The sequence below is a fragment of the Flavobacterium sp. GCM10022190 genome, assembly GCF_042656445.1.
GTDB classification, from domain to species: Bacteria; Bacteroidota; Bacteroidia; order Flavobacteriales; family Flavobacteriaceae; genus Flavobacterium; species Flavobacterium nitratireducens.
Window position 1 is genome coordinate 377,838 of record NZ_JBHSOQ010000001.1, and the last position, 22,638, is coordinate 400,475.

The following is a 22,638-nucleotide window of genomic DNA, read 5'->3' on the forward strand; positions in this document are numbered from 1 at the left end:
TTATGGAACAAATACATCAAATCTATCTGAACAATATTGGTATTGCTTTCTATTGGGAAAAAAAAGAAGGAAGCATTCCAGGCAGAATCCAAATTATCTTAAAAGAAATAGGTTTATTTTTCAGCCTCAGTGAACTCAAAGATTTTAACTATTTGATTGACGAAAGTATCGCTAAAAATAGTTGTTGTAAAGACTGTGCGCTTAAGAATGCTAATTGCAAATTTTTATTAAAAACACCACTTTATCCTTTAGATCTAAGTGTTTCCATGAATGAATTAAAAGAAATAAAAGATTTAGTAAATGGAACCCTTTTTAAAATAGAAATGGAAATATACCTTTACGGAGAAGGACAAAATTAATTTTCAAATGTTTTGAGTTCGAAAGTTTCACCATCAAAAACACCGTAGGTAAAATAAGAAATCCAATCGCCTAAGTTAACATAATTAGAATTTGGACCCACAGGATGAATCATCGGTAAATGACGGTGACCAAAAATTAGATAATCATAATGCTTGCTTTCTAATTTTCTTTTAGAATACAAAATCAACCATTCCTTATCTTCTCCTAAAAATTTCACATCTGATTCACCAGATATCAATTTGTTTTTTACTGATAAATATTGAGCTAAACGAACTCCTAAATCTGGATGCAACCATCTGAAAAGCCATTTAGAAAAAGGATTGGTAAACACTTTTTTCATGCGTTTATAGCCTTTATCTCCGGGTCCTTTTCCGTCGCCATGACCTATTAAAAATGTTTTTCCATTAAAAGTAAATTCGCGATTATCATGATATACCGGAATGTTCAATTCTTTTTCGAAATAATCTTCCATCCACAAATCATGGTTACCAACGAAGAAATATATTGGAATTCCGCTGTCGCGAATTTCAGCCAATTTGCCTAAAATTCGAACAAAACCTTTAGGAACAACGGTTTTATATTCGAACCAAAAGTCAAATAAATCTCCTAAAAGAAAAATAGCTTCTGCATCTTTTTTTACCTCATCCAGCCAAGCAACAAATTTTTGTTCTCTAGGAAAACTCAATTCGGCAGTAGGAGCACCAAAATGTTGGTCGGAAGCAAAATATATTTTTTTCATTCTTTGAGTTATGGGTTATGAGTTATGAGTTATGAGTTATTGGTCAAATACGCCCCCTTAACTTCTAACTCTTAACGTACAACTTAGTTAAAGATTATCACTTGCAAACCATTCTGCAAATGAAGTATCAGTTTCTTGCAGTTTTAATGAAAACAATTCGATTCCATCAGGCAATCTACTGATAATTCTTTGAGCAAAATCAATAACCATATTTTCGGAAGTAGGTTGATAATCAACCAAAATCACGTGATGCCCACGATTTTTTAATTCTGCAGCCAATTCAATATGAGGAGTAGTTTCATTAAAAACAGTTGCATGATCAAACTGATCTACTACTTCTTCTTTCACGATTTTCTTTAAATCACCAAAATCAATAACCATCCCATATTTCACATCATTGCGATTGGTAATTGGTTTCCCGATAACCGTTACCGACAATTTATAACTATGACCATGTACATTTTTACATTTTCCATCATAGCCATATAAGGCGTGACCGGTTTCGAAACTAAATTGTTTTGTGATTCTGATTTTACTCATCGTGGATAAATTTTGACTGCAAATTTAAGGAATTGCTACGAGAAATAGCTATTTCGCTTTTTTAAACTGCTCCAAAGCACTTTTAGTAAAATCAGACAAGACCAATTGTCCTGAAATAGCAGCTCTTTCCAATAAAAGCGTTTCCCAATCTTCTGTTCCTTCCCAAATCACTTTTTTCATTTCCTGTAAAGCCTGAGGATTGTAGGAAGCTAATTTGGTACTGAATTGAGCAACCGAATGATCTAAAAGTTCAATTGTTTCAAAAACTTCGGCATACAATCCTTTTTGTTGTGCCCAAGTTGCCGATTTCCATTCCAGGGGATTTAAGGTCATTTCGGTCATAGCTGTTGTACCTATTTTTCTGGATACAGCAGGTTCAATCACAAAAGGACCAATCCCGATTGCCAGTTCCGATAATTTAATAGCTGCATTTTCAGTTGCAAAAACATAATCACAAGCCGATGCAATTCCTACTCCTCCGCCAACGGCTTTCCCATGAATACGCCCGATAATTAACTTCGAACAAGTACGCATGGCATTAATTAAATGTGAAAAACCTGAGAAAAAATTCAATCCTTCCTCAGCATTTGAAACCGCTAACAATTCATCAAAAGAAGCGCCGGCACAAAAAGCGCCAGTCCCTGAACTCTTTATAACAATTACAACTACCTCATCATTGGAACTTAAAGCAGTAATTTCAGCTGTCAGTTTATCCAACAAGGAACGTGGAAAAGAATTACTTGCCGGATGTCCAAATTCGACTGTAGCAATTTTATTTTCTAATACTGTAGTTAATGAGCCTTTTGTATCTTGCATAAGAATTATGAATAGTTTAGGTAAAGTTAAAAATATTCAACGGAAAGCATAGTTTTTTCAAAAGTTGTTTTTTGATTCATAGAAAATACTATATTTGCGATGCTTTGGGGGATTAGCTTATTTGGCTAGGCGTCCCGATAGTAATCGGGAAGACGACCATACAAAACAATTGGGGGTTTAGCTCATTTGACTAGGCGTCCCGATAGTAATCGGGAAGACGACCTTACAAAACAATTGGGGGATTAGCTCATTTGGCTAGGCGTCCCGATAGTAATCGGGAAGACGACCATACAAAACAATTGGGGGATTAGCTCATTTGGCTAGAGCGCTACGCTGGCAGCGTAGAGGCGACCGGTTCGAATCCGGTATTCTCCACAAAAAAAGCCTGTAAAAATGAAATTTACAGGCTTTTACTTTTATATTTTTTTGGAATTACTTTCCAGCACAATCCACAGTTGAAAATTTATATTTTACATTCTCATAATCAATAGGTTCTCCTTTTACAAAATAAGTAGCTCCCATTGAGGTTTCCAATTTACCATTTCCTAAAACTAACAAACTATCTTTTTTCAAGAAAGCCATTGGATTTTTATAGGTCACTTTTTCATTTCCTTCATCAATATAGGTATAGCTAACTAATAAGGTATCACCATGATATTCACCATAAATTTCCCCTATTTTTTTAGGATTGGCAAACATTTTCATTACTAAATCCCCGGATACTTTACCATCCTTAAGTGTATTAACTTTTAAATCGACAGTATCATTTTCATAAATAGCCTTATAGCAAGTAGAACTAAGGATTTCCGCTACCTTGTCTTTAGCTTCATTGGCCTCTTTTTTCTCCTCGCTATTTTTACAACTCACAAAAAGGGTACCTACAAACAATAAATAAAATACAGCTGGAATTTTCATATTACAATAGTTTTGATTATTAATTTAGTAAGCTAATTTAAAAATAATTTCAACTCCATTTGACTAATGAGAAGTTAATTATTCGTTTAACTTAGGAAAAAATTATTTCTTAACTAAAGTGACTTTTCCGTTGTAGATTATTTTTTTATCAATAGTGCTTGTTGGACCAATTCCCCCTTTTTTATTAGCATCTACAAATACGATATTAAAAGTTCTAGAAGCTAACATGCCTTTAAAAGTTCCATTTCGTTTACCAATACTAAGTGTTTTAGCTTTATCATTCCATTTGAAAGTAATGGTTGAATAAGCTCCTTTTTCGTAGTTGTAATTGTCATTTTCATCTTCATACAACGTAAATTCACCATCGGCGCCAGGATACACACGAATTTCTAAATTATCCCATTTTTTTTCAGTTGCGTACTGCACTTGTGGACCAAAAGGAATAATACTTCCTGATTTGATATACAATGGAATCTCATCTATTGTAGTTGTTTTTTCAATTTCTTGACCACCATTTATTTCCTGATTTGTCCAAAAGTCAAACCAAGATGTCCCTTCTGGCAAATATACTTTTGTTGATTTATTTTGTGTAAAAGTAACTTTTGCTGTTGCATTATCAACATTAGCATCCTTTTTATTCCAACCTGTTTCTTCGTTTGTCTTTACACTTTTTTCAGGCGTATATTGTGCTTTGACAATGGGTGCAACCAAAATTGATTTACCAAACAGATACTCATTGTTCATGTTGATTACTTTTTTGTCTTTAAAATCCATTACCAAGGCACGCATCATTGTAGATTGTGCATTGGTAATATCCCATGAAGCTGAGTAAATGTATGGCAATAATGAATAACGCAGCTGAATTGTTTTGGCAATAGCATCATAAATAGGCTCCCCTTTTTCTCCAAAATTATATATTTCTCGAGGCACCTCAGTTCCATGAGAACGCATCATAGGAGTGAATGCTCCAAACTGTAACCAGCGCACATACAATTCTTGAAATGATGGATTTTTGGAACCTGAACCCTCACCATTTCGATTGTAAGAACCTGCAAAAAAACCACCTATATCAGAATTCCAATACGGAATTGCACTCATAGAAAAATTAAGACCCGCAGGAATTTGATTTCGTAAAGATTCCCATGACGAATTCACATCTCCCGACCAAGTATTCGCACCATATCGTTGTTGTCCTGCAAATGCTGAACGTGTCAAAATAAAAACACGCTTGTCTGAACTATCAGCACGTTGATGAGAAGAAACTCCTCCAACAGTCATTAATGGAAACGCATTACGCACTTTACGGAAAGACCCTAAATAAGTTTTTATGTCAAAATCTGATGGTTTAAAATCCAAATGATCCGGTTCTGATGAATCCATCCACCAACCATCAATTCCATAAGACAATAAACCTTTACTCAAATATTTCCAGTAAATATTACGTGCTTCTGGGTTATAAGGATCATAGGGTTGAACTCCTGATGGATAATCCCTGTTTGGAGGCCAAAATTCGGATCCTGATTGCGGCCAAGTACCAAAATTTAGCAGCATCCCTTTAGGTTGCATTTCGCGAAATTGTTTGGTTTGTGGTCCAAAAGAATTCCAAATAGAGATAATCACATGAGCATTCATGTTGTGAATATCGTCAACCATTTTCTTAGGATTAGGAAATTCAACATTTAGAAATTCCATTGCATTCCATAAATAATTATTTCCCCAATATTGCCAATCTTGTATTATTCCGTCCAGTGGCACACCCAGCTCACGATATTTTTTAACTACACCTACCAATTCATTTTGGCTCTTGTAACGTTCTTTACTTTGCCAAAAACCAAATGTCCATAATGGAAACATGGGTGCTTGACCAGTAAGATCTCGCATACAAGCAATAGAACCATCAATAGTGTTGCCTAGCATGAAGTAATAATCGATACAATCACCAACTTCTGATTTAAATGAGGCACTTTCGGGCTTATCTTCAAAAACGGTTGGCGAATAATTATCCCAAAACAATCCGTAGCCATTTGTAGAAACAAGAAAGGGAACATAATCATCTAAGTTGCCTTGAACCATATTAATCCTAGCGTTACGCAAGGACAACTCACCACGTTGTTGCTGTCCTAATCCATAAATAGCTTCTTCTTTACCCAAAGTAAAGGATTGATTGATAGAATACGTTTTTGAACCAGCATCATTAAAATCCGTAAAACTAGCACTTGATTCTTTTTCTTTTAAAAGCGGTGAACCATTAACCGATGCGAAAGCTATTGCACCTGATTTTAAATCAATAGCTACTTTTAGTTTATCACTTTTCAACGAAAGTATTCCTCCTTTTTCTTGAACCGCTACTTTTGTCGTTTGTGGTTTTTTAATAACCGACAAACTCTCTTTTTTAAAATCAATTCCTGTTGGGGATTTTAAAACACGAACAATAGTTGGACTATAGAATTGAACTTCAACATCTATTGTTTGAATTGTAGTTTTTACTCCCAGTATTGTTTTTTGAAAACTTTGGGCTACTAAAGAAGAAAAAGACAACAACGCCAGTAACACTAAGTACAGGCTGTTTCTCATCTGAACTGTTTTTTTCATTTGGTTTATTTTTTGTTAATCAATAGGATTCAAAACTATTCTAATTTAGCCAAAAAAAAGGGTCACTATGTTGTTTTCATAGGTACATTTAGTTGCATTTTACAACATTATATCTCATCATCAAGGTTTTTCTCGTTTTGAGTATACTTTGATGGTGACATACCAAAGGCTTCTTTAAAATATTTGCTGAAATATTTTTGCGTATTAAAACCTACTTTCTCGGACACTTCAGCAACCGAATATTGCCCTTGCATTAAAAGTTGCGCTGCGCGTTTCAATCGAATGGAACGAATAAATTCGGAAGGCGCAAGACCTGTAATGTGTTGCATTTTTTTATACAATACGGTTCGGTCCATTCCTAAATCCTGACTAAATTGCTGCACAGAATACGCTGGATTGTCCATATTTTTTTCCAAGAGATTAAGTGCTTTTTCGATTAACTGTTCATCAAGTGAAGTGATTGTTATCTCTTTAGGATTGACTTCTAATTTTTGAGAAAAAGTGGTTTGACGATGATTTTTTTGAGTAATCAATTGTTCTATACGAAGTAATAAAATATCCAGATTAAAAGGTTTGGATAAATATTCATCAGCACCTACTTGATAGCCCGTGATTTTGAATTCCTCTGTAGAACGAGCCGTTAATAATATTACTGGAATATGTGAAGTTTGCAAATTTGATTTAATCCTTTTGCATAATTCAAAACCATCCATTTTGGGCATCATCACATCGCTTATTATTAATTCGGGAGATTTTAATAGTGCTACTTTCAATCCTTCTTCTCCATCAGGTGCTTGATAAACACTGTACTTTTTAGACAACTCGGCAACTAAAAAACGCCTCAAATCTTCATTGTCTTCCACGATAAGGATACTTCCTTGCGTCCTTTTTTCAACCATAACATCAGCAGGTTCTTCAGCTGATGTTGTTAAAAACGGGTTCTCTTTTACTTCAGGAATTAAATTTAGAGGTAATGTAATTGTAAAAACTGTTCGCTTATTGGGTTCACTCTCAACTGCAATAACCCCCGAATGTAAGGTTACATATTCTTTTACGAGATGCAAACCAATACCACTTCCACCTTGTGTAGTTGTTACCTGATAAAAACGATTAAATACGTTTGGAATATCTTTTTCAGGAATTCCTACACCAGAATCGATAACTTCTAACTGAACCCATTTTGAGGCATCACTTTCTACTTTTTGCGAAAGCTTTACTAAAACAGATCCTCCTTTTGGCGTAAACTTAAACGCATTTGAAAGTAAATTTGTAATTACTTTGTATAATTTATCATTGTCAAAATACATGAGTAATTCTGTATCTTGCGATTGAACCGAGAAATCTATTTGTTTTTCTTGTGCCAATTTGCCAAATAAATCTTCAAATTGCTTTACAAAATCCACCCAATCACCAAAGGTTAAATTCAATTTTTCTCCTGAAATTTCCAAACGTCTAAAATCCAACAACTGATTAACCAAATGCTGTAAATTAATAGCATGACGGTGAACCAAACGAATTCTGGATTCAAGATTTGGCTCTTTTATTTCTTTTAAAAGAGATTCTAATGGGGTTATAATTAATGTAAGTGGAGTACGGAATTCATGACTTATATTAGTAAAAAAACTAAACTTCATTTGATTTAGTTTTTCCTCGTTTTTTCTAATTATTTTTTGTGTCGCCCACTTTTTATAATAGCGCAATGAAAAATAGAGCAACATCAAAACCGCTATACCATAAATCATATATGCCAATGGTGTTTTCCAAAAAGGAGGATGAACCACAATACTAATTTCTGAATATTCATTTGTCCAAGCGCTACCGTTACTAGCTGTTTTTACTTGTAGAACATAATTACCCGGAGCCAAATTAGTATAGGTAGCACTTGCTGTTCCATTTTTAGAAATTATCTCCCTCCAATTGTCATCGACTCCTTTTAACCAATAACGATAATAGGTTTGTGTGGGATTTACATAATTTAGTGAAGAGAAATGAATACTTATAAAATTTTGATTGTAACGCAATTCTAACTGAGAGGAAGCTGCAATTGCTTTTTTCAAAATTATATTACCATCATAGGATTTCCCTAATTTTACTTCATTACCAAAGAGTGTTAAACCCGTAAAAAGTGGTTTTGGCAAACGTGTTAAATCCCAAGGTTTTTTCAAGTTCAATACGTTAAAACCATTTACACCTCCCATGAACAGCTTGGCAGTTGGACTGATATAAATTGCATTTGCAATAAATTCATTTTCAATCACTCCATCATAGTGATTAAAATTAGTTATTGCAAATCGAGGCCTTTTTGCTTTCTCATCAACCATAATTCTGGAAACGCCAGCCGCAGTGGTAATCCACATTATACCTTGCTCATCCTCGGCTATACCTTTAATACTGTTGTTGATTATTCCATCATCTGTAAAAAGGGTGTAAACTTCATTTTTTGAAGGTTTCCAAACGTACAATCCATCTTGAGAACCCACCCAAACTATCCCTCGGCTGTCTTTACATAATGTAGTGAAGCCTTGATTTCTATTTTGAAAAAGAGACTTCGAAACAGGACTAATGGAATTATTCTTAAAATGATACACAAACAATCCTGCTTGGCTTATCCCGATAAATGATTGTTTATCAAAAGGAATCATTTGCGAAATAAACCCTAATGACTTTCCATTTAACTTTAATGGCAGCGGTTGCGCCTTGGCACTCTCAGGATTTAATACTGCTAGACCTTGACTGGTGGCAAGAATATAGTGCTCGTTTAAAGTTTCAAATATAAAATGACAATCCTTTCCAAATGCTCTAGCCAAAGTAATTTGATTGTTTTGCCAGCAATACACACCATTATTCCTAGTACATATCCAAATTCGATTTTGGATATCTTTAGTCATCGAAAGACAATCTACATCGGTAGGCAATCCCGGCAGGAGTGACAGTTTAGAATCTTTAGAATTGTAGTTGTATAAACCATTTTTGGTTCCTACAATTATTTGTCCAGCTGTAGTCTCGACAAAACAGTTAACATTAATATCTTTGGATTGGATATTAAAAAAGCTTTTCCCAATATTTTTAAATTTAAAACGATCCGGATGATAATACAGTAAACCATGATTATAAGTCCCTATCCATAGTCCTCCTTGTGAATCATTATAAAGTGTACTGGCTTCGGTATGAATTTGGGCACCATCAACCACTTTAAAAGAGCTTATCAGATACTTTTCTTTTCCGGTTTTATCGATAAACCACAAGCCTTTGGCACAACTTACCCATAAATTTTCTTTATTATCAACCGAAACTGTATTGAGCCAATAATCCGTTTGGAGTAAGGTTACAAAAGTCTTTTTTTGAGCATCATAAACCTGCATAATACCACTACTCCCATTACGGATTTGATATAAAAAATGTTTTGACGGTACAACTAAAAGTGTATTCTGGTATTTTTCAGGATTCTTTTTGGTTAGGGCATTCGTCCTGTATAACTCTTTGGCAGAAGCCAAATCATAGCAAACCATCAATCCATCTTTGTAAAACAAAAAAAGCTGTTTGTTTATTACAGCAACATCATAGAGCTGATTTTTTCTTCCATTAGTGATCGATACATGCTGAAGAAAAACAGTCATTTTGCCATTTTGGGCCTTTTTATACAATAACTTATCGCTGGCGGTTAGCACCCAATAGTTCCGATAAGAATCCATAAAAAAATCGGCTATTGGTTCCTGAATTCCTTTGGAAGCTAATACTCTTTTGGGATTTTGAACAAAATGTTCCTGTTTTACGTCGATTAACATCAACTTCCCATTGTCCTTTATCCAAACATAATTATTGTCTACATAACCATGATGAAAACCAGAATAGGTAGTAAGAGGTACTATCGAATTAGCGCTAAGATGTAAATATTTAAATGTATTTCCGTCATAAATATTGGTCACTCCTTCGGTGGTTATAAGCATTCTTCCGTCATGAAGCTGTAAAATAGTGCGAACCCTGTTGTCCGAAAGCCCTTCTTTGCTATCAATTGGTGAAAACACTAAAGATGGCTGTGAAAAAAGCGATACACAACAACAAAAAAAAGTTAGCAGTAAAATATATACACGAAAATTGCTACTCATAATTTGGTCATACGAACCACAATGGATGTGATTTACAACGAATCTACAAAAAATGTAGTACTCTCAAAGTAAATTTAACCTCATAATATCAAAGAATACCAAATTTTGATTCCCCTTTTTAGATATTAGAACCAAAAAAAGAAGCAAACCGCCTTTACAAAATGTATAAATTATTCGCTTTTAAGGTCTAATTCCATTACTAAAACTGATTGCCCTTCGATTGTTATTGTATCTTCTAAACTGATGATTTTACCAGAAAACACCTCTTTCCCAAACTTCAACTCATTTATATTTTCCTGAAAACGTTTAGGATCAATTGTTTTTGAAGACGAATTATTATTAACTACCACCATCACTTTTTTTGTATCCGTATATCTAAAATAAACATATACATTATCTTCTGGCACATAATGCGTCATTTTTCCAAAATGTAGCGCTTCATTCGTTTTTCGCCAGTGGAACAGTTTAGCGGTAAAATCGAAAAATTGTTGTTGCTCAGGTGTTCGTCCGTTTTTAGTAAAAGCATTAGTAATATCCCCTTTCCAACCTCCTGGAAAATCCAAACGTATCGCACCATCACCCTCATTTTTATTTCCAGCCATGCCAATTTCGGAACCATAATACAACTGCGGAATACCGCGCAAAGTAGCCAGCATTGTCATTGCCATTTGGTGTTTTTTGAAATCCTTTTTGTAAATTTCGTTAAACCGTTGCGTATCATGATTTTCAACAAAAGTCATAATGTTATTCGTATTAGGGTACAAAAAATCATTGGTAAAATTATCATAGACTTTTATAATTCCTTTATCCCAACTAGATTGATTTTCATCAAAAACAGTAGCTAAAGCATTCATTAATGTAAAATCCATGACACTAGGTAAATGGGAATTATAATTTTGAATAGCAGCTACTTTACTATCTTTTTGCCAATAGGCCATTTGTGCCTGATCTTGCATCCATACTTCACCTACGATATTAAAATTAGGATATTCATCAGTAATGGCTTTGGTCCATTTAGAAATTCCTTCTTTATCATTATAGGAATAAGTATCTACACGAAATCCATCTAAATCGGCATATTCAATCCACCAAATAGCATTTTGAATCAAATAATTCAATACCAAAGAATTCGACTGATTCAAATCGGGCATGGATTGTACAAACCAGCCATTGGCACATAATTTTGCATCCTTTTGGGAAGCATGAATATCAAATTGGGTAGTCATTCTATAATTCGTTTGTGCATAACCCGGAAATTGATGAATCCAATCATAAGTAGGTAAATCTTTTATCATCCAATGAGCCGCTCCCCAATGATTAGTCACATAATCCATAACCAATTTCATTTTTCTTTGATGCAACTCAGAAGATAATTTCAAGTACTCTTCATTCGTTCCAAAACGTGGATCTATCTTGTAAACATCGGATTGTCCATAACCATGGTAGGAACCTTGAGGATCATTATCTTCGCAAAGAGGTGTTGACCAAAGTGTGGTAACTCCTAATTCCTGAATGTAATCCAAATGCTGAATAATCCCTTCAATATCGCCACCATGCCTTCCTGAAGAATTGCTTCTGTCTGCTTTTTCAGCTAATGATTTTTGATTGTCATTGGTTGGATTGCCGTTGGCAAAACGATCTGGCATAATCAAATAAATCATATCAGAAGCATCAAAACTTTTGCGTAAAGCCGAATTTTCTCTACGCTGTTTTAGACTGTATTTTTGAGTAAAAACCACTTTATTATTTTTCGAAAAAGAAAATAATAATTCTTGAGCAGCAAGATCTTTGGTATCGATTGTTACAAAAACATAATTGGGATTCTCTGTTTTTTCAACTGATTTAATAGTAACCGCATCAGAAACCGAAACTTCATTTTCTGCTATATTTTTGCCATAAAATACAATTTGAAGTTCGGGATTTTTCATGCCGGCGTACCAAAATGGAGGTTCTACTCGTTGAATTTGCCCTATACTTTTTATAGAAATAAAACAACAAAACAGGAAGCTCCATTTCAAAAATGCCTTTATTTTTCTTATTGGATTCATATCACTTATTCAAAAATTGAAAAATTTAATTGGTCTTAAAATTCCAAACCTGACCTATAGTCTCCCCCCCTTTGTTATCCTTAACCACTACTTTCCAGTAATAATTGGTAGCTGCTTGTAAAGTAGAACTTGTCCATGAAGTAGTGGATATATTACTTGCCACTTTTGTAGTTGGTATAGCTGTTGTTCCAAAATAAACATCATAAACCAGCACGTCACTAGTATCAACATCGGATGCGGTCCATTTAAGAGTTACAGTAGTTGTGTTTACAAAAGAGTTGAGTTCAGGCTGCACCATTTGAGGTAAAAATGGAGCATGGTTAGCCACGGCTTCGGCCTCGGTATAAAAACTAAAGGTAGCCGAATAATTACTTGAAGCATTCTTGCTGTCAGTTGCTTTTACTCTCCAATAATAAGCTACTCCTTTATTTACTGTCAGGCTTTGAAAATTCGATGTTCCTTCGGCTGTTTTTACAATTTGTGAAAATTGATTATCGGTTGCTATTTGAATTTGATAGGTAATCGGATTTTTTTCGTTATCAGTTGAAGCATTCCACTCAAAATTAAGATTGTTAGTAATACACAATTGATTATTCGCTGGCGTAACTAATGTAGGTACTGTTGGGGCGGTGTTTTTGGCTTCTTCGTTAGGCGATGAATCTCCACCACCACAAGAAATCAACAAGCAGGAAGCTATTACAATAAAATAAATATTCTTTCTCATGTTATTCTTTTATAATAGTTATACTTACAGGATTTTCTACTTCAACTTTGGCGATATAAACTGCCGAAGCCAATTTCCCTAAATTCATTTGCACCATTTGATTTACTACTGGATAAATTTTATTAGAAATTAATTGTCCACCAATGGAATACAAAGCAATGTTGACTTCATTTTTAGAAGTAGGAACTGCAATGGTCAAAACCTCCTGAACCGGATTAGGATAAGCTAGCACATTACCCAAATTATCTGCAATGTTTTGTGTATAGATTCCCTCGCATGGAACTGCTGTTTTTACAACTAAAACATCTCCTTTTTGAACCTCAACTGAAAAAATAGATTCGTTAGTTTCAAATTGAGTAACCCCATTCAACTCCACCTGATAAGGCGCTGTTCCTTCGGCTATTTCTATTGCCAATTTATTCGAAGAAAGGGTCGATTTTCCAACTAAAGTTCCTCCAGCATTGATGGTAATTGTAAAGCATTGTTCGAATGTTTTTCCTGTAATGCTTATACAAACCGGATAACTACCCGGAGCCAAATTGGAAACCGTCAAATTATTATTTACAAAATTGTAATTAGTTCCATTGATGTTGGCAACATAATTATAAGATTGAAGCGCAGTGATACTAATTTGCCCATTTTTTTTATTGGCACAAGTTTCTGATTTAGCCTCAACCGTAAAATTATCCGAAGGCAAAACAAAAGGAACAGTAGCAGCAAATGCAGGTTTGTTCCCGTAAATTCGATATTGACCAGCCGGAATGGCAATTGGGTCATTGACATTAGTTACATTCCACACCGAATTATCCATCAAATTGTACCATTCGCCTGAATAAGGAAATCCGGTTGCAACATTTTGGGTAGTCACATCAAAATTGCTCAAAATTACCACATCTTTCAGACTAGTTGTTGGCAAAGTGGCATCGGTAATTTTAATTGTTTTTGTTAGCGAACTAGCACTATTTATCGTTGCCGTCCCTAAGAAAACGGGTTCTTCGGTTTTAAGCTTAATCATTTTCGCCCAATCCGAATAAATTTTAGAGCGATTGTCATTGGCTAACCAATTATTTGTCCATTGTGGTTGAGGCTTGGTAGCCAATTTACAATCGCCTGAAGTAACATCCGATTCGGTATTTACTGTTCCATCTGTACAACTATAAATTGAATTTTCATATCCTAATTCTCCAAAATGCCAAATCATTTTTGGCCCCGGAACCAACAAGGAAACCGCTCCAATAGCCGACATTCGAGACAAAGCTGTATTTAAATTTTTAACATTATGAGCAGTGTTAGCCGAATTCCCAAATTGAATGTTTTTATACATCAAACGTTCTTCGTCATGACTTTCGGCAAATCCTATCAAGCGGTTTTTACTAAAACCTCTGCTACTGCTGTTCATTCGGGCAATATTTGAGGCATACCCCATTGACAATTCGTTGTACTCATTAGTCATTTTCCCCCATAACATAATTCCTTTACTTGGCGATTCAGCAATTCGATAATTAGCCCATTGTTGTTCCTCGGCATCGGTACCCAGATGTTCAAAAATGGTGTAATGTGTTGGATCCAAATTCCAGGAATAATCGGCATAGGATTTTAAAACATCTACACGATCCTGTTGGTAAGCATTGGTACAACTTTCATCAGAAGCGGTACAATTTTGAGTAAAACCTTTGGTCAAATCCCAACGAAATCCATCAATATGATATTCCTGAATCCATTGTTTAATTACTCTTTTTACATAATACTGCGTTAAGGCTTGTTGATGATTAAAATCTTCACCAACATTGTAAGTATGTTTAGCAACGGTATTGAAATAAGGATTTTCGGTAGTAGGCGAACCAAAACCATCTCCATCAGGGTCGTTCATCCACATACGCACCATAGGATTGCGACCAAAAGCATGATTTAATGCCACATCCAGAATAACTGCAATTCCATTTTGGTGACACAAATCGATAAACTCTTTTAATTTGTCCGAAGGTCCGTAAAACTTATCCAATGCCATATGAAAAGAGGTATTGTAACCCCAACTTTCGTTCCCTTCAAATTCCATAACCGGCATTAATTCGATAGCATTGATTTTTAATTTTTTAAAATAATCGATGCGATTAATTAAATCCTGAAAATTACGATGGGAATCAAAATCACGAACTAAAACTTCGTATACTACTAATTTTTCCTTTTCCGGTTTTGTAAAATTAGTCACTTGCCAATTGTAAGCCGTTTGCCCTGTTTTTAAAACCGTTACTTCATAATTTTGTCCCGAAGGATATACTGGCATATTTGGATAAGTGGTACTTGGAATCCCAGCATCATCATAAGGAGAAAGCACTAAAGTAGAATACGGATCAGCTGTTTTGACCATTACAGGTGAATTCGCCAAAGGTGTTTGATCAACCACCCAATATTGGTAGGTATAATTCGTTCCGGAAGTAAGCCCGGTTAATTCCAACCAAAATTTTCCCGTTGTTGGGTCTTTTTTCATGGCATAAGCCGAAGTAGGTTGCCAATTATTAAAACTTCCAGCGACATACACAAAGTCTTTCCCCGGTGCATTCAAAACTAATGTTGCCTTAGTCAAATCGGTAGCATTGTAATTAATCCCATCCTCTAAACCAGATGGGATTGACTGTGAAATAACATTAGGATTGATAATAACTGTGAATTTCTTGGTAAGAACAGTCACTCCCTGAGTCACTTGCAATTCATAATTTTGATTAGTTGTTATTCCTGAATGAGTATAAGAAAAAGAAGCTGTATTTGCATTAGCGTTTAAAATAACCCCATTGGCTTTTAATACATAAGAAGCATTTCCTCCTGTATTTGTTGCCGAAACGGTAAAATTAGATCCCGAAGTTAAAACTGTGGTGCTATTTTCTGCAGGAGCAGTGAGTGTTATTTGAAAACCGCCCACTTCTGCAAAAATATCCTGCGATTTTTTATCTCCGGTTCCGTTTTTGGCTTTTATTAAAAACCCAATTTTACCCAATGCTGTAGCATTATAATAAGTAGCCGGCGTTATGGTTTTTGTATAGGTATCGGTAGCGGCATTATAAGTAAATTTACTTGCTTCGGACGAGGCTTCCCAAGTTCCATTATCAGGAGTCCCTTTGGAAGTAGTATCATCCAAACCGAAAGCCCAAGCCCACATATACAGCGCATTTCCAGTGACACCCCAAGAAGATTCGTTAATACTATTTCCGTTTATGGTAATAGTGATTGCTGTAGTTTCTTCAAAAATAGCAGGACTTACGGAATAGGTAACCGTTTGCTGTTGAGCAAAAGCTATGATTGAAAAAAAACTACATATAAAAAGTAGTGCTTTTTTCATGATTATAAGTTTAGGGAAAAAAAGGCTATCGGATGATAGCCTTTTTTTGATTTCTTATTGTTGATTTGGAATCATCAAGTAACTTCCATCTAAATCGTTAAAATAAACTTTGTATTTGGATTTAGATACTGGAATATTACCACTACTAGTTCCATTAGCTGGGAAAGCAGAAAATGCAGAATCACCACCCCAGTTTACATCCCAACTATTATTAGCTCTGAACTTCGCTTCTCCATCAAAAAGACTAATGGTTAATGTCCAAATATGTGGATCAAAAGAAGATTGTACCATATCTGTATCTTCATCCCAACCTGCACCGGAACCTGTTCTTGATGAACCAATTAATCCAACTGTAGGATAAGTCGTTGCGGCCGAAGCATTATATGGAACTAGCGTATAACTCATATTTTGTACATCCATAGTAAAGGTGTAATAACCTTCATTAGGAATATTAAAACTATTAGGATCATTATCAGCATCCGTTCCTCTGTAAACAATAGCTCCACTATCACCCATACCATACATAGGTGCCCAACTACCTAATTTTGAAATTGCTTTGAAATAACCTGCTTTAAAATAACCGGTGAATTTATACAATTTTGAATTGGATCCACTTCTAAATAATGGTTGGTTACCTTTGTTGTTGTCCCATCCAGAAACGGTTGCATCCCCTACTAAATACCAATCGGTAAATGGATAAGGAACAAGTCCTGAATAAGCAGTAACTGTAATGGTAATCGTATTATTACTTACAATAATTTCGTCGCCTGTTACATTGCATTTTATTTTTACATCGTATTGAGAAGCTGTTCCAGGAACTGCTCCTAATGCAATGGCTGCTTGATTTAAACTTTTAACTGAAACTGAAGCTTCGGCTACACTAGTCGTCGTTGCTAGTATTTGTGGATTAGAAAAGTCACCTCCTTTTTTATCCATCATTAAAGTGTAATTTACAACTACATTATAAGTATAATCAGCTGAAGACCAGGTGAATTTTTGTGCTTCTTTTGTAGCATCTGCTTCAGTAAGAACAAATGTTTTTCCTGTAGCAGGAAGGCTCATCTCTGGACCTGCAATATTATCTAAAACGGGTCTATTATCTACCGCATCAGCGTCGCATGATAAAAACAAAACGCTTACAAAGACGATTACTATTTTATATATATTTTTCATCTTGAATTGTAATGATTAGTTTGAATATTCTGGGTTTTGTTTCAAAGTTGGATTTGCCTGAATAGTTTTAGCAGGAATAGGCATTAAATCTCTAAAAGAAGCTGTAGCAGTTCCGTTTTCGGTTCCACCTTTCCATTGCCAAATCTTATCAGCTCCTGTGAATTTTCCAAAACGAATTAAATCAGTTCTTCTGTGGCATTCCCAGAATAATTCGCGTGCTCTTTCGTCTAAAATGAAATCAAGACTCATTTCGTTCGAAGTAATTGTAGCCGCTTGCGCTCTGTTTCTTAATTGGTTTATATATCCTACAGCTGTTGTCATGTTTGCACCTGAAGCACCTCTAACAGCACACTCAGCATACATTAACATGGCATCCGATAAACGAAACATTGGAAAATCAGTATCTGGAATATCATTACGTTGTGCCGCTGAACCATCTGAATTAACGTTAGTAAATTTAGTTACCGCATATCCATTTGTAAATGTTCCAATATTTGCAATATCTAAAGTTTGACCATCTGTATAGAATGTTCCTCTCTTGTCACCCGTAGCAGTAGCATCAGGAAAAAGTGCCACAAATTCTCTTCGGGTTCTAATACCATACCAACCACCGTTCATACCATATTGAGCAGCGTCCATAGAACCACCAATAGAAGCGTGCAATATAAAACTCATTCCTCCTCCAGTTGCTCTAATGGCATTTCCATCACTTACTACTGGGAAAATAAATTCTGATTGTGCGCCATTTCTGTTATTATCTGCCGAAAACAAATAGCGGTAAGGAACATTAGCAAAAGTATAACCTGAATTATTGATGATATCTGTACATAAAGCAGCCGCCTCAGAATATCTTTCCGTTCCTGTATATACTTTAGCATTCAAATAAATTTTAGCTAATAAAAATTTAGCTGCTGTTTTATCAACTCTTCCGTATTCATTTGCTCTAGAGGCAACTAAACTATTGTCTAATTCTTTCAATTCTTTTTCTACATAAGCAAAAACTTCGGCTCTGGTTTTTTGCTCAGGATAAAAGAAACCTACCGGATCATCCTCAGTTGTAATAGGCACATTACCGAAAATATCCATCAAATTAGCATACGAAAACGCTCTTAAAAAACGAGCTTCAGCTCTAAATTCAGCGATATCCGATTTTAAACTAGCATCTACGCCGCGTGTATTTAATTTTTCATCGGTAGTTTGTCTTAAAAATTCATTAGCCAAACTGATTTGATAAAAAGCTCTGGAATAAGTTCCATACAAAAATTCATTATTTGGAGACCATGTTTGGGTATTTAATGTAGGTAAAGTTCCATCTGCCCATGCAATAATAGCTTCATCAGTTGTAAATTCTTGGGTTACAAAAAGTAAACGCAAATAACTACTAAAATCTCCACCAATACCTGCAATATCCGCTTTTCCATCACCATCATTACCTCCCACATACAAACCTGCATATAGTTTGGCCAAAACTTGTTTATACGAATCCTGATCTTTGAAAAACGCTTCTGACAAATACTCATCGTCATCTTTAGGGGTCACATCTAAATCGTTTGTACACGATACTAGTGACATATTCATTCCTACAACAAATAGGAATAAAATAGATATATATTTAAATGATACTTTCATTTTGTTTAATTTTTGATTTGTTAATTAGCTATTAGAAATTTGCATTTACACCAAACAAGAAAGTTCTTGCGCGTGGATAAATGTTACCATCAATACCGTTAAACTTTTCAGGATCTAATCCGTCGTATTTGGTAATAGTAAATACATTTTGAATTCCTGCTGAAAATCGTAGGTTAACTGTTTTTAATAATGCTTTATCAAAAGTATATCCAACAACTATGTTATCTAATTTGATAAAAGAAGCATCTTTAACAAAGTAATTAGACAAGTAACGTTGTGTACCATTATCTTCAAAAACAAAACCCGTATTTAAATAATCAGAACTAACATTTGCTAAATCAGAATCTCTTCTCAATCCAGCCATTAAATAGCCTTTATCCGAACTTACGTTATCAAAAATATAGTTCCCTAAACTGGCTCTCCAGTTCATAACAAAATCAAATTTCTTGTAGTTCAAACTTGAAAATAATCCAAAATTATAATCTGGTGCAGCTTTATTGAATCTAAAACGATCACTATCATCTAAATTACCATCGTTGTTTCTATCCACATAAGCACCTGGAATTGGTTTTTGATTAGCATCATATAATTGTTCGTAAACAAAGAATGAGTTTGGTGCATAACCTACAGAGTTGATTTGGATTTTATTACCACTACCTCCTTTGATATCACCTACAGAATAGCCCGTAAAACCTGGTACTGTTTGTCCTAAATTGGTGATTTTTTGATCGATGTATGTAGTATTGAAAGCTACATTCCAAGTCAGGTTATCGTTTTTAATAATATCCGATTGAATATTAAATTCAATTCCTTTAGTTCTTAAATTACCAATATTGTTAAATCCTTGGTTTCTTAAATTAGCTCCATCTGGTACTAATACATCGGCTAATAAATCACTTGATTTTTTCTCAAAATAGTTAAGGGAACCTGTGATACTATTACCCAAAAATCCAAAATCCAAACCTAAATTAGCTTCCGATAACTCTTCCCATTTGATATTTTGATTGTATCCTTCTGGTCGAGCGGTAGAATAAACTACTCCGCCAAAAACATATTGAGTATTAATAGAACCTAAAGTTACTCTTGTCAAATAATCATAAGAAGCAGATATATCTTGTTGCCCTGTAGTTCCGTAACCTAAACGTAATTTTAAGGTTGAAATAGTTTTACTGTCTCTTAAAAAAGATTCTTCATTAAGATTCCAAGCAAAAGCCGCTCCCGCAAAATTTCCCCATCTATTTGCTTCAGAAAAGCGAGAAGTTCCGTCTCTTCTGTAATTTAAAGTCAATAAGTAACGGCTATCATATCCTAAATTTAAACGTCCAAAATAAGATTGTAAGTTAATATCTGGGTCAGTAGTAACATCTTCATTTGGATTAGGTTGCGTTGTTTCTCCAGATTCGTATTTTTCTTTTTGAAACAATTGATAGTTATAACCTGCTGTAGCATCAACTTTAATTTTTCCAAAATCTTTAGTATAATTAAAATAAGAGTTCAAGTTCTTATTTTGTAAGGCATCTGTATAAGTAGATAAATTTCCTAAATTCACCCAATTTCCAGATGTAAATGAATTAGGCTGAAATCCTAATGCACTTTCTGTACTTACTCTTGTGAATCCACTACTGTCAAAACGGTCAATACCCGCTTCAGTAATAAAACGTAAATCTTCAAAGAAATGGAATTTATAATCTAATTTAATATTACCCCATTTTCTAGTAGATGTTGCTCTTCTATCATCTTGGTTTAATCTGGCAACAGGGTTTCTAGCTGGTAATAATGGTAAGTTTCCATTAGGTTCTAACCACTCAAAATAGCCACCATAACGCGAACCCGCAGCATAAACAGATTGTGTAGGATCAAAACCGATAGCACTACCAATTACAGCATCTTCATCCTGAAATTGACTTTTACCAAAAGATAAATTTCCGCTAATGTCAATTTTTAAATGATTGTCAAATAATACTGGATTCAAAGACAAAGAGGTAGTTGTTCTTTCAAAATTTGTGTTTCTCAGAATACCTGGGTTTGATACATTACCAACTGATAAACGAATAGGTAATTTATTAAACAATGCTCCACTAAGTGATATATTATTATTAGTTGTTAAAGCTGTATGGAAAATTTCGTCTTGCCAATTGGTATTAGCATTTCCTAAAAGTGCTTTTTGAGCATCAGACCCTTTTTCATTCACTAAAGCACGGTATTGGTCAGCGCTTAATACATCTACAGTGTTTGCCACAGTATTTACTCCTACTTGTGAACTAAAATTTACTTTTACACCACCTTTTGCGCCTTTTTTAGTTGTAATTACAATTACCCCATTAGCAGCTCGAGAACCATAGATTGCGGCTGCCGAAGCATCTTTAAGCACTGTAAATGACTCAATATCATTAGGGTCAATGGTAGATAAAATACTTGTAGAACCTGCTGGCACAGCATTGCTTAATGGTAATCCATCTAAAATAATCAATGGATCATTCGAAGCATTTAAAGAAGAACCTCCACGAATACGAATATCAGCTTTAGCTCCTGGAGCACCTCCTCCAGTTACATTTACCCCTGAAATACGACCACTAATCAAACTTTCTGGAGTTACGTTTTGACCTTTGTTGAATTCTTTAGCAGAAATTTGAGAAACAGAACCAGTAGCATCTTTCTTCTTTACCGTACCATAACCCACTTGTACCACTACTTCTTTCAATTCATTAGAATCTTCTATAAGTATTACTCGAAGTTTTTGATCATTGGCTGCTACTTCTTTTGCAGTATACCCAATAAACGATACAACAATTGTGGATGATTTTTCTTGAGCTGGTAAAGCAAAAGCACCATCGATATCTGTAATAGTTCCAATATTTGTTCCTTTGATAAGAACACTTGCACCTATTAAAGGCAAGCCATTTTGATCCACGACAACGCCGCTAATCTTTTTTGCTGTAGTTTGTGCAACTACATTTGGCATAATAAATAGTATATTACATAAAAGTAAAATGTAAAACATACTTTTTTTCATTTGTACCATAATTTTGTTGGTTTTGGTTGTTAATTAATTTTTGGTTTTACGTTATCAGAATAGGCATTAAAAACATTGTTCAAAAAAACAATTCCCTGATTTTGATATTGTAAAATTATATCGATTAAACCCCCTTCATTTTAACAACAATAAAAATGTAGTTAAACATGCTCTATTATTGATTTTAAAATACTGATTTTCAATTAATTAAATATTTTATTGTTTAAAAAAAAAGTAGTGACTTTGTAGTGAAAAAAACGGGTTTTCATGCATTTTTTAAACGAATTGTAAATCACAGCTTCAAAACTACCATAATTGTATAATTCACAATTATTATTAATTTATTTTACACAAAACATAAATTAAATTACGAAAAAAGATGAAATTAAAAAATATTTTGAAAAAATTATTTCACTGAGTATCAAGCCTCTTTTATGTCAAAAAAAACAAAAAAACAAGGTTTTAACAGCGTAATAAAGGCTCAAAAAAGGATTCATTTCGCATTTAAATCAGCTTTTCATTAGTATTGCTATTAAACTATTTTTTAAATTGAAAAACAGTTGAAAATTGAAATAATAAAAGCCTTATTATCCAAATACAATGACTGAATCACTAACTGCTTTACATATAATTTACAGTTGATACTAAA

Annotated in this window: 13 protein-coding genes and 1 tRNA gene; 2 read left to right on the forward strand and 12 right to left on the reverse strand. The window is 34.4% G+C overall.

Annotated features, from left to right (window positions below):
* Nucleotides 1-2: 2 nt before the first annotated feature.
* A complete protein-coding gene (locus tag ACFPTQ_RS01700) occupies nt 3-359 on the forward strand; it encodes a hypothetical protein (protein WP_379773064.1) in 357 nt (118 codons plus the stop codon).
* Here ACFPTQ_RS01700 and ACFPTQ_RS01705 read toward each other — a convergent pair.
* The 3 genes from ACFPTQ_RS01705 to ACFPTQ_RS01715 form a co-directional block, all read right to left on the reverse strand.
* Entirely contained in the window at nt 356-1,099 is a 744-nt protein-coding gene (locus ACFPTQ_RS01705) for a UDP-2,3-diacylglucosamine diphosphatase (protein WP_379773066.1), read from the reverse strand. The genes ACFPTQ_RS01700 and ACFPTQ_RS01705 overlap by 4 nt on opposite strands.
* Nucleotides 1,100-1,186: 87 nt before the next feature.
* Nucleotides 1,187-1,639, reverse strand: a complete 453-nt coding sequence (locus ACFPTQ_RS01710; RefSeq protein WP_379773068.1) for a 6-pyruvoyl trahydropterin synthase family protein — start codon at nt 1,637-1,639, stop codon at nt 1,187-1,189.
* Nucleotides 1,640-1,687: 48 nt separating this feature from the next.
* On the reverse strand, nt 1,688-2,455 hold the full coding sequence (locus tag ACFPTQ_RS01715; RefSeq protein WP_379773071.1) for an enoyl-CoA hydratase/isomerase family protein: 768 nt from the start codon (nt 2,453-2,455) through the stop codon (nt 1,688-1,690).
* A 301-nt stretch (nt 2,456-2,756) separates the two neighbouring features.
* On the opposite strand from ACFPTQ_RS01715, the gene ACFPTQ_RS01720 reads away from it, so the two are divergent.
* Nucleotides 2,757-2,830, forward strand: a tRNA-Ala gene (locus tag ACFPTQ_RS01720).
* A gap of 57 nt (nt 2,831-2,887) precedes the next feature.
* Here ACFPTQ_RS01720 and ACFPTQ_RS01725 read toward each other — a convergent pair.
* The 9 genes from ACFPTQ_RS01725 to ACFPTQ_RS01765 form a co-directional block, all read right to left on the reverse strand.
* Nucleotides 2,888-3,370, reverse strand: coding sequence for a hypothetical protein (locus tag ACFPTQ_RS01725; protein WP_379773074.1), 483 nt, complete (start codon nt 3,368-3,370; stop codon nt 2,888-2,890).
* Between the two features lie 102 nt (nt 3,371-3,472).
* Nucleotides 3,473-5,962, reverse strand: coding sequence for a TIM-barrel domain-containing protein (locus tag ACFPTQ_RS01730; protein WP_379773077.1), 2,490 nt, complete (start codon nt 5,960-5,962; stop codon nt 3,473-3,475).
* A gap of 107 nt (nt 5,963-6,069) precedes the next feature.
* A complete protein-coding gene (locus ACFPTQ_RS01735) occupies nt 6,070-10,068 on the reverse strand; it encodes an ATP-binding protein (RefSeq protein WP_379773080.1) in 3,999 nt (1,332 codons plus the stop codon).
* A 170-nt stretch (nt 10,069-10,238) separates the two neighbouring features.
* Entirely contained in the window at nt 10,239-12,116 is a 1,878-nt protein-coding gene (locus ACFPTQ_RS01740; protein WP_379773083.1) for a glycoside hydrolase family 13 protein, read from the reverse strand.
* 25 nt (nt 12,117-12,141) lie between these two features.
* Complete coding sequence (locus tag ACFPTQ_RS01745; protein WP_379773086.1) at nt 12,142-12,840, reverse strand: hypothetical protein; 699 nt, start codon at nt 12,838-12,840, stop codon at nt 12,142-12,144.
* Nucleotide 12,841: 1 nt separating this feature from the next.
* The gene (locus tag ACFPTQ_RS01750) at nt 12,842-16,174 is read right to left on the reverse strand and encodes an alpha-amylase family glycosyl hydrolase (protein WP_379773089.1); all 3,333 of its coding nucleotides are present in this window, start codon (nt 16,172-16,174) and stop codon (nt 12,842-12,844) included.
* A 54-nt stretch (nt 16,175-16,228) separates the two neighbouring features.
* Entirely contained in the window at nt 16,229-17,347 is a 1,119-nt protein-coding gene (locus tag ACFPTQ_RS01755; protein WP_379773091.1) for a SusE domain-containing protein, read from the reverse strand.
* A 15-nt stretch (nt 17,348-17,362) separates the two neighbouring features.
* Nucleotides 17,363-18,976, reverse strand: a complete 1,614-nt coding sequence (locus ACFPTQ_RS01760; protein ID WP_379773094.1) for a RagB/SusD family nutrient uptake outer membrane protein — start codon at nt 18,974-18,976, stop codon at nt 17,363-17,365.
* A gap of 31 nt (nt 18,977-19,007) precedes the next feature.
* Nucleotides 19,008-21,989: a SusC/RagA family TonB-linked outer membrane protein gene (locus ACFPTQ_RS01765; protein WP_379773096.1), complete on the reverse strand. Its 2,982-nt coding sequence runs from the start codon at nt 21,987-21,989 to the stop codon at nt 19,008-19,010.
* Between the last annotated feature and the right edge of the window lie 649 nt (nt 21,990-22,638).

What these genes read in the sequence shown, in the direction of transcription:
- ACFPTQ_RS01735 (WP_379773080.1), bottom strand. Translation starts at nt 10,068, where the DNA reads ATGAGTAGCAATTTTCGTGTATATATTTTACTGCTAACTTTTTTTTGT.
- ACFPTQ_RS01710 (WP_379773068.1), bottom strand. Translation starts at nt 1,639, where the DNA reads ATGAGTAAAATCAGAATCACAAAACAATTTAGTTTCGAAACCGGTCAC.
- ACFPTQ_RS01750 (WP_379773089.1), bottom strand. Translation starts at nt 16,174, where the DNA reads ATGAAAAAAGCACTACTTTTTATATGTAGTTTTTTTTCAATCATAGCT.
- ACFPTQ_RS01730 (WP_379773077.1), bottom strand. Translation starts at nt 5,962, where the DNA reads ATGAAAAAAACAGTTCAGATGAGAAACAGCCTGTACTTAGTGTTACTG.
- ACFPTQ_RS01760 (WP_379773094.1), bottom strand. Translation starts at nt 18,976, where the DNA reads ATGAAAGTATCATTTAAATATATATCTATTTTATTCCTATTTGTTGTA.
- ACFPTQ_RS01705 (WP_379773066.1), bottom strand. Translation starts at nt 1,099, where the DNA reads ATGAAAAAAATATATTTTGCTTCCGACCAACATTTTGGTGCTCCTACT.
- ACFPTQ_RS01745 (WP_379773086.1), bottom strand. Translation starts at nt 12,840, where the DNA reads ATGAGAAAGAATATTTATTTTATTGTAATAGCTTCCTGCTTGTTGATT.
- ACFPTQ_RS01740 (WP_379773083.1), bottom strand. Translation starts at nt 12,116, where the DNA reads ATGAATCCAATAAGAAAAATAAAGGCATTTTTGAAATGGAGCTTCCTG.
- ACFPTQ_RS01700 (WP_379773064.1), top strand. Translation starts at nt 3, where the DNA reads ATGGAACAAATACATCAAATCTATCTGAACAATATTGGTATTGCTTTC.
- ACFPTQ_RS01715 (WP_379773071.1), bottom strand. Translation starts at nt 2,455, where the DNA reads ATGCAAGATACAAAAGGCTCATTAACTACAGTATTAGAAAATAAAATT.
- ACFPTQ_RS01765 (WP_379773096.1), bottom strand. Translation starts at nt 21,989, where the DNA reads ATGAAAAAAAGTATGTTTTACATTTTACTTTTATGTAATATACTATTT.
- ACFPTQ_RS01755 (WP_379773091.1), bottom strand. Translation starts at nt 17,347, where the DNA reads ATGAAAAATATATATAAAATAGTAATCGTCTTTGTAAGCGTTTTGTTT.
- ACFPTQ_RS01725 (WP_379773074.1), bottom strand. Translation starts at nt 3,370, where the DNA reads ATGAAAATTCCAGCTGTATTTTATTTATTGTTTGTAGGTACCCTTTTT.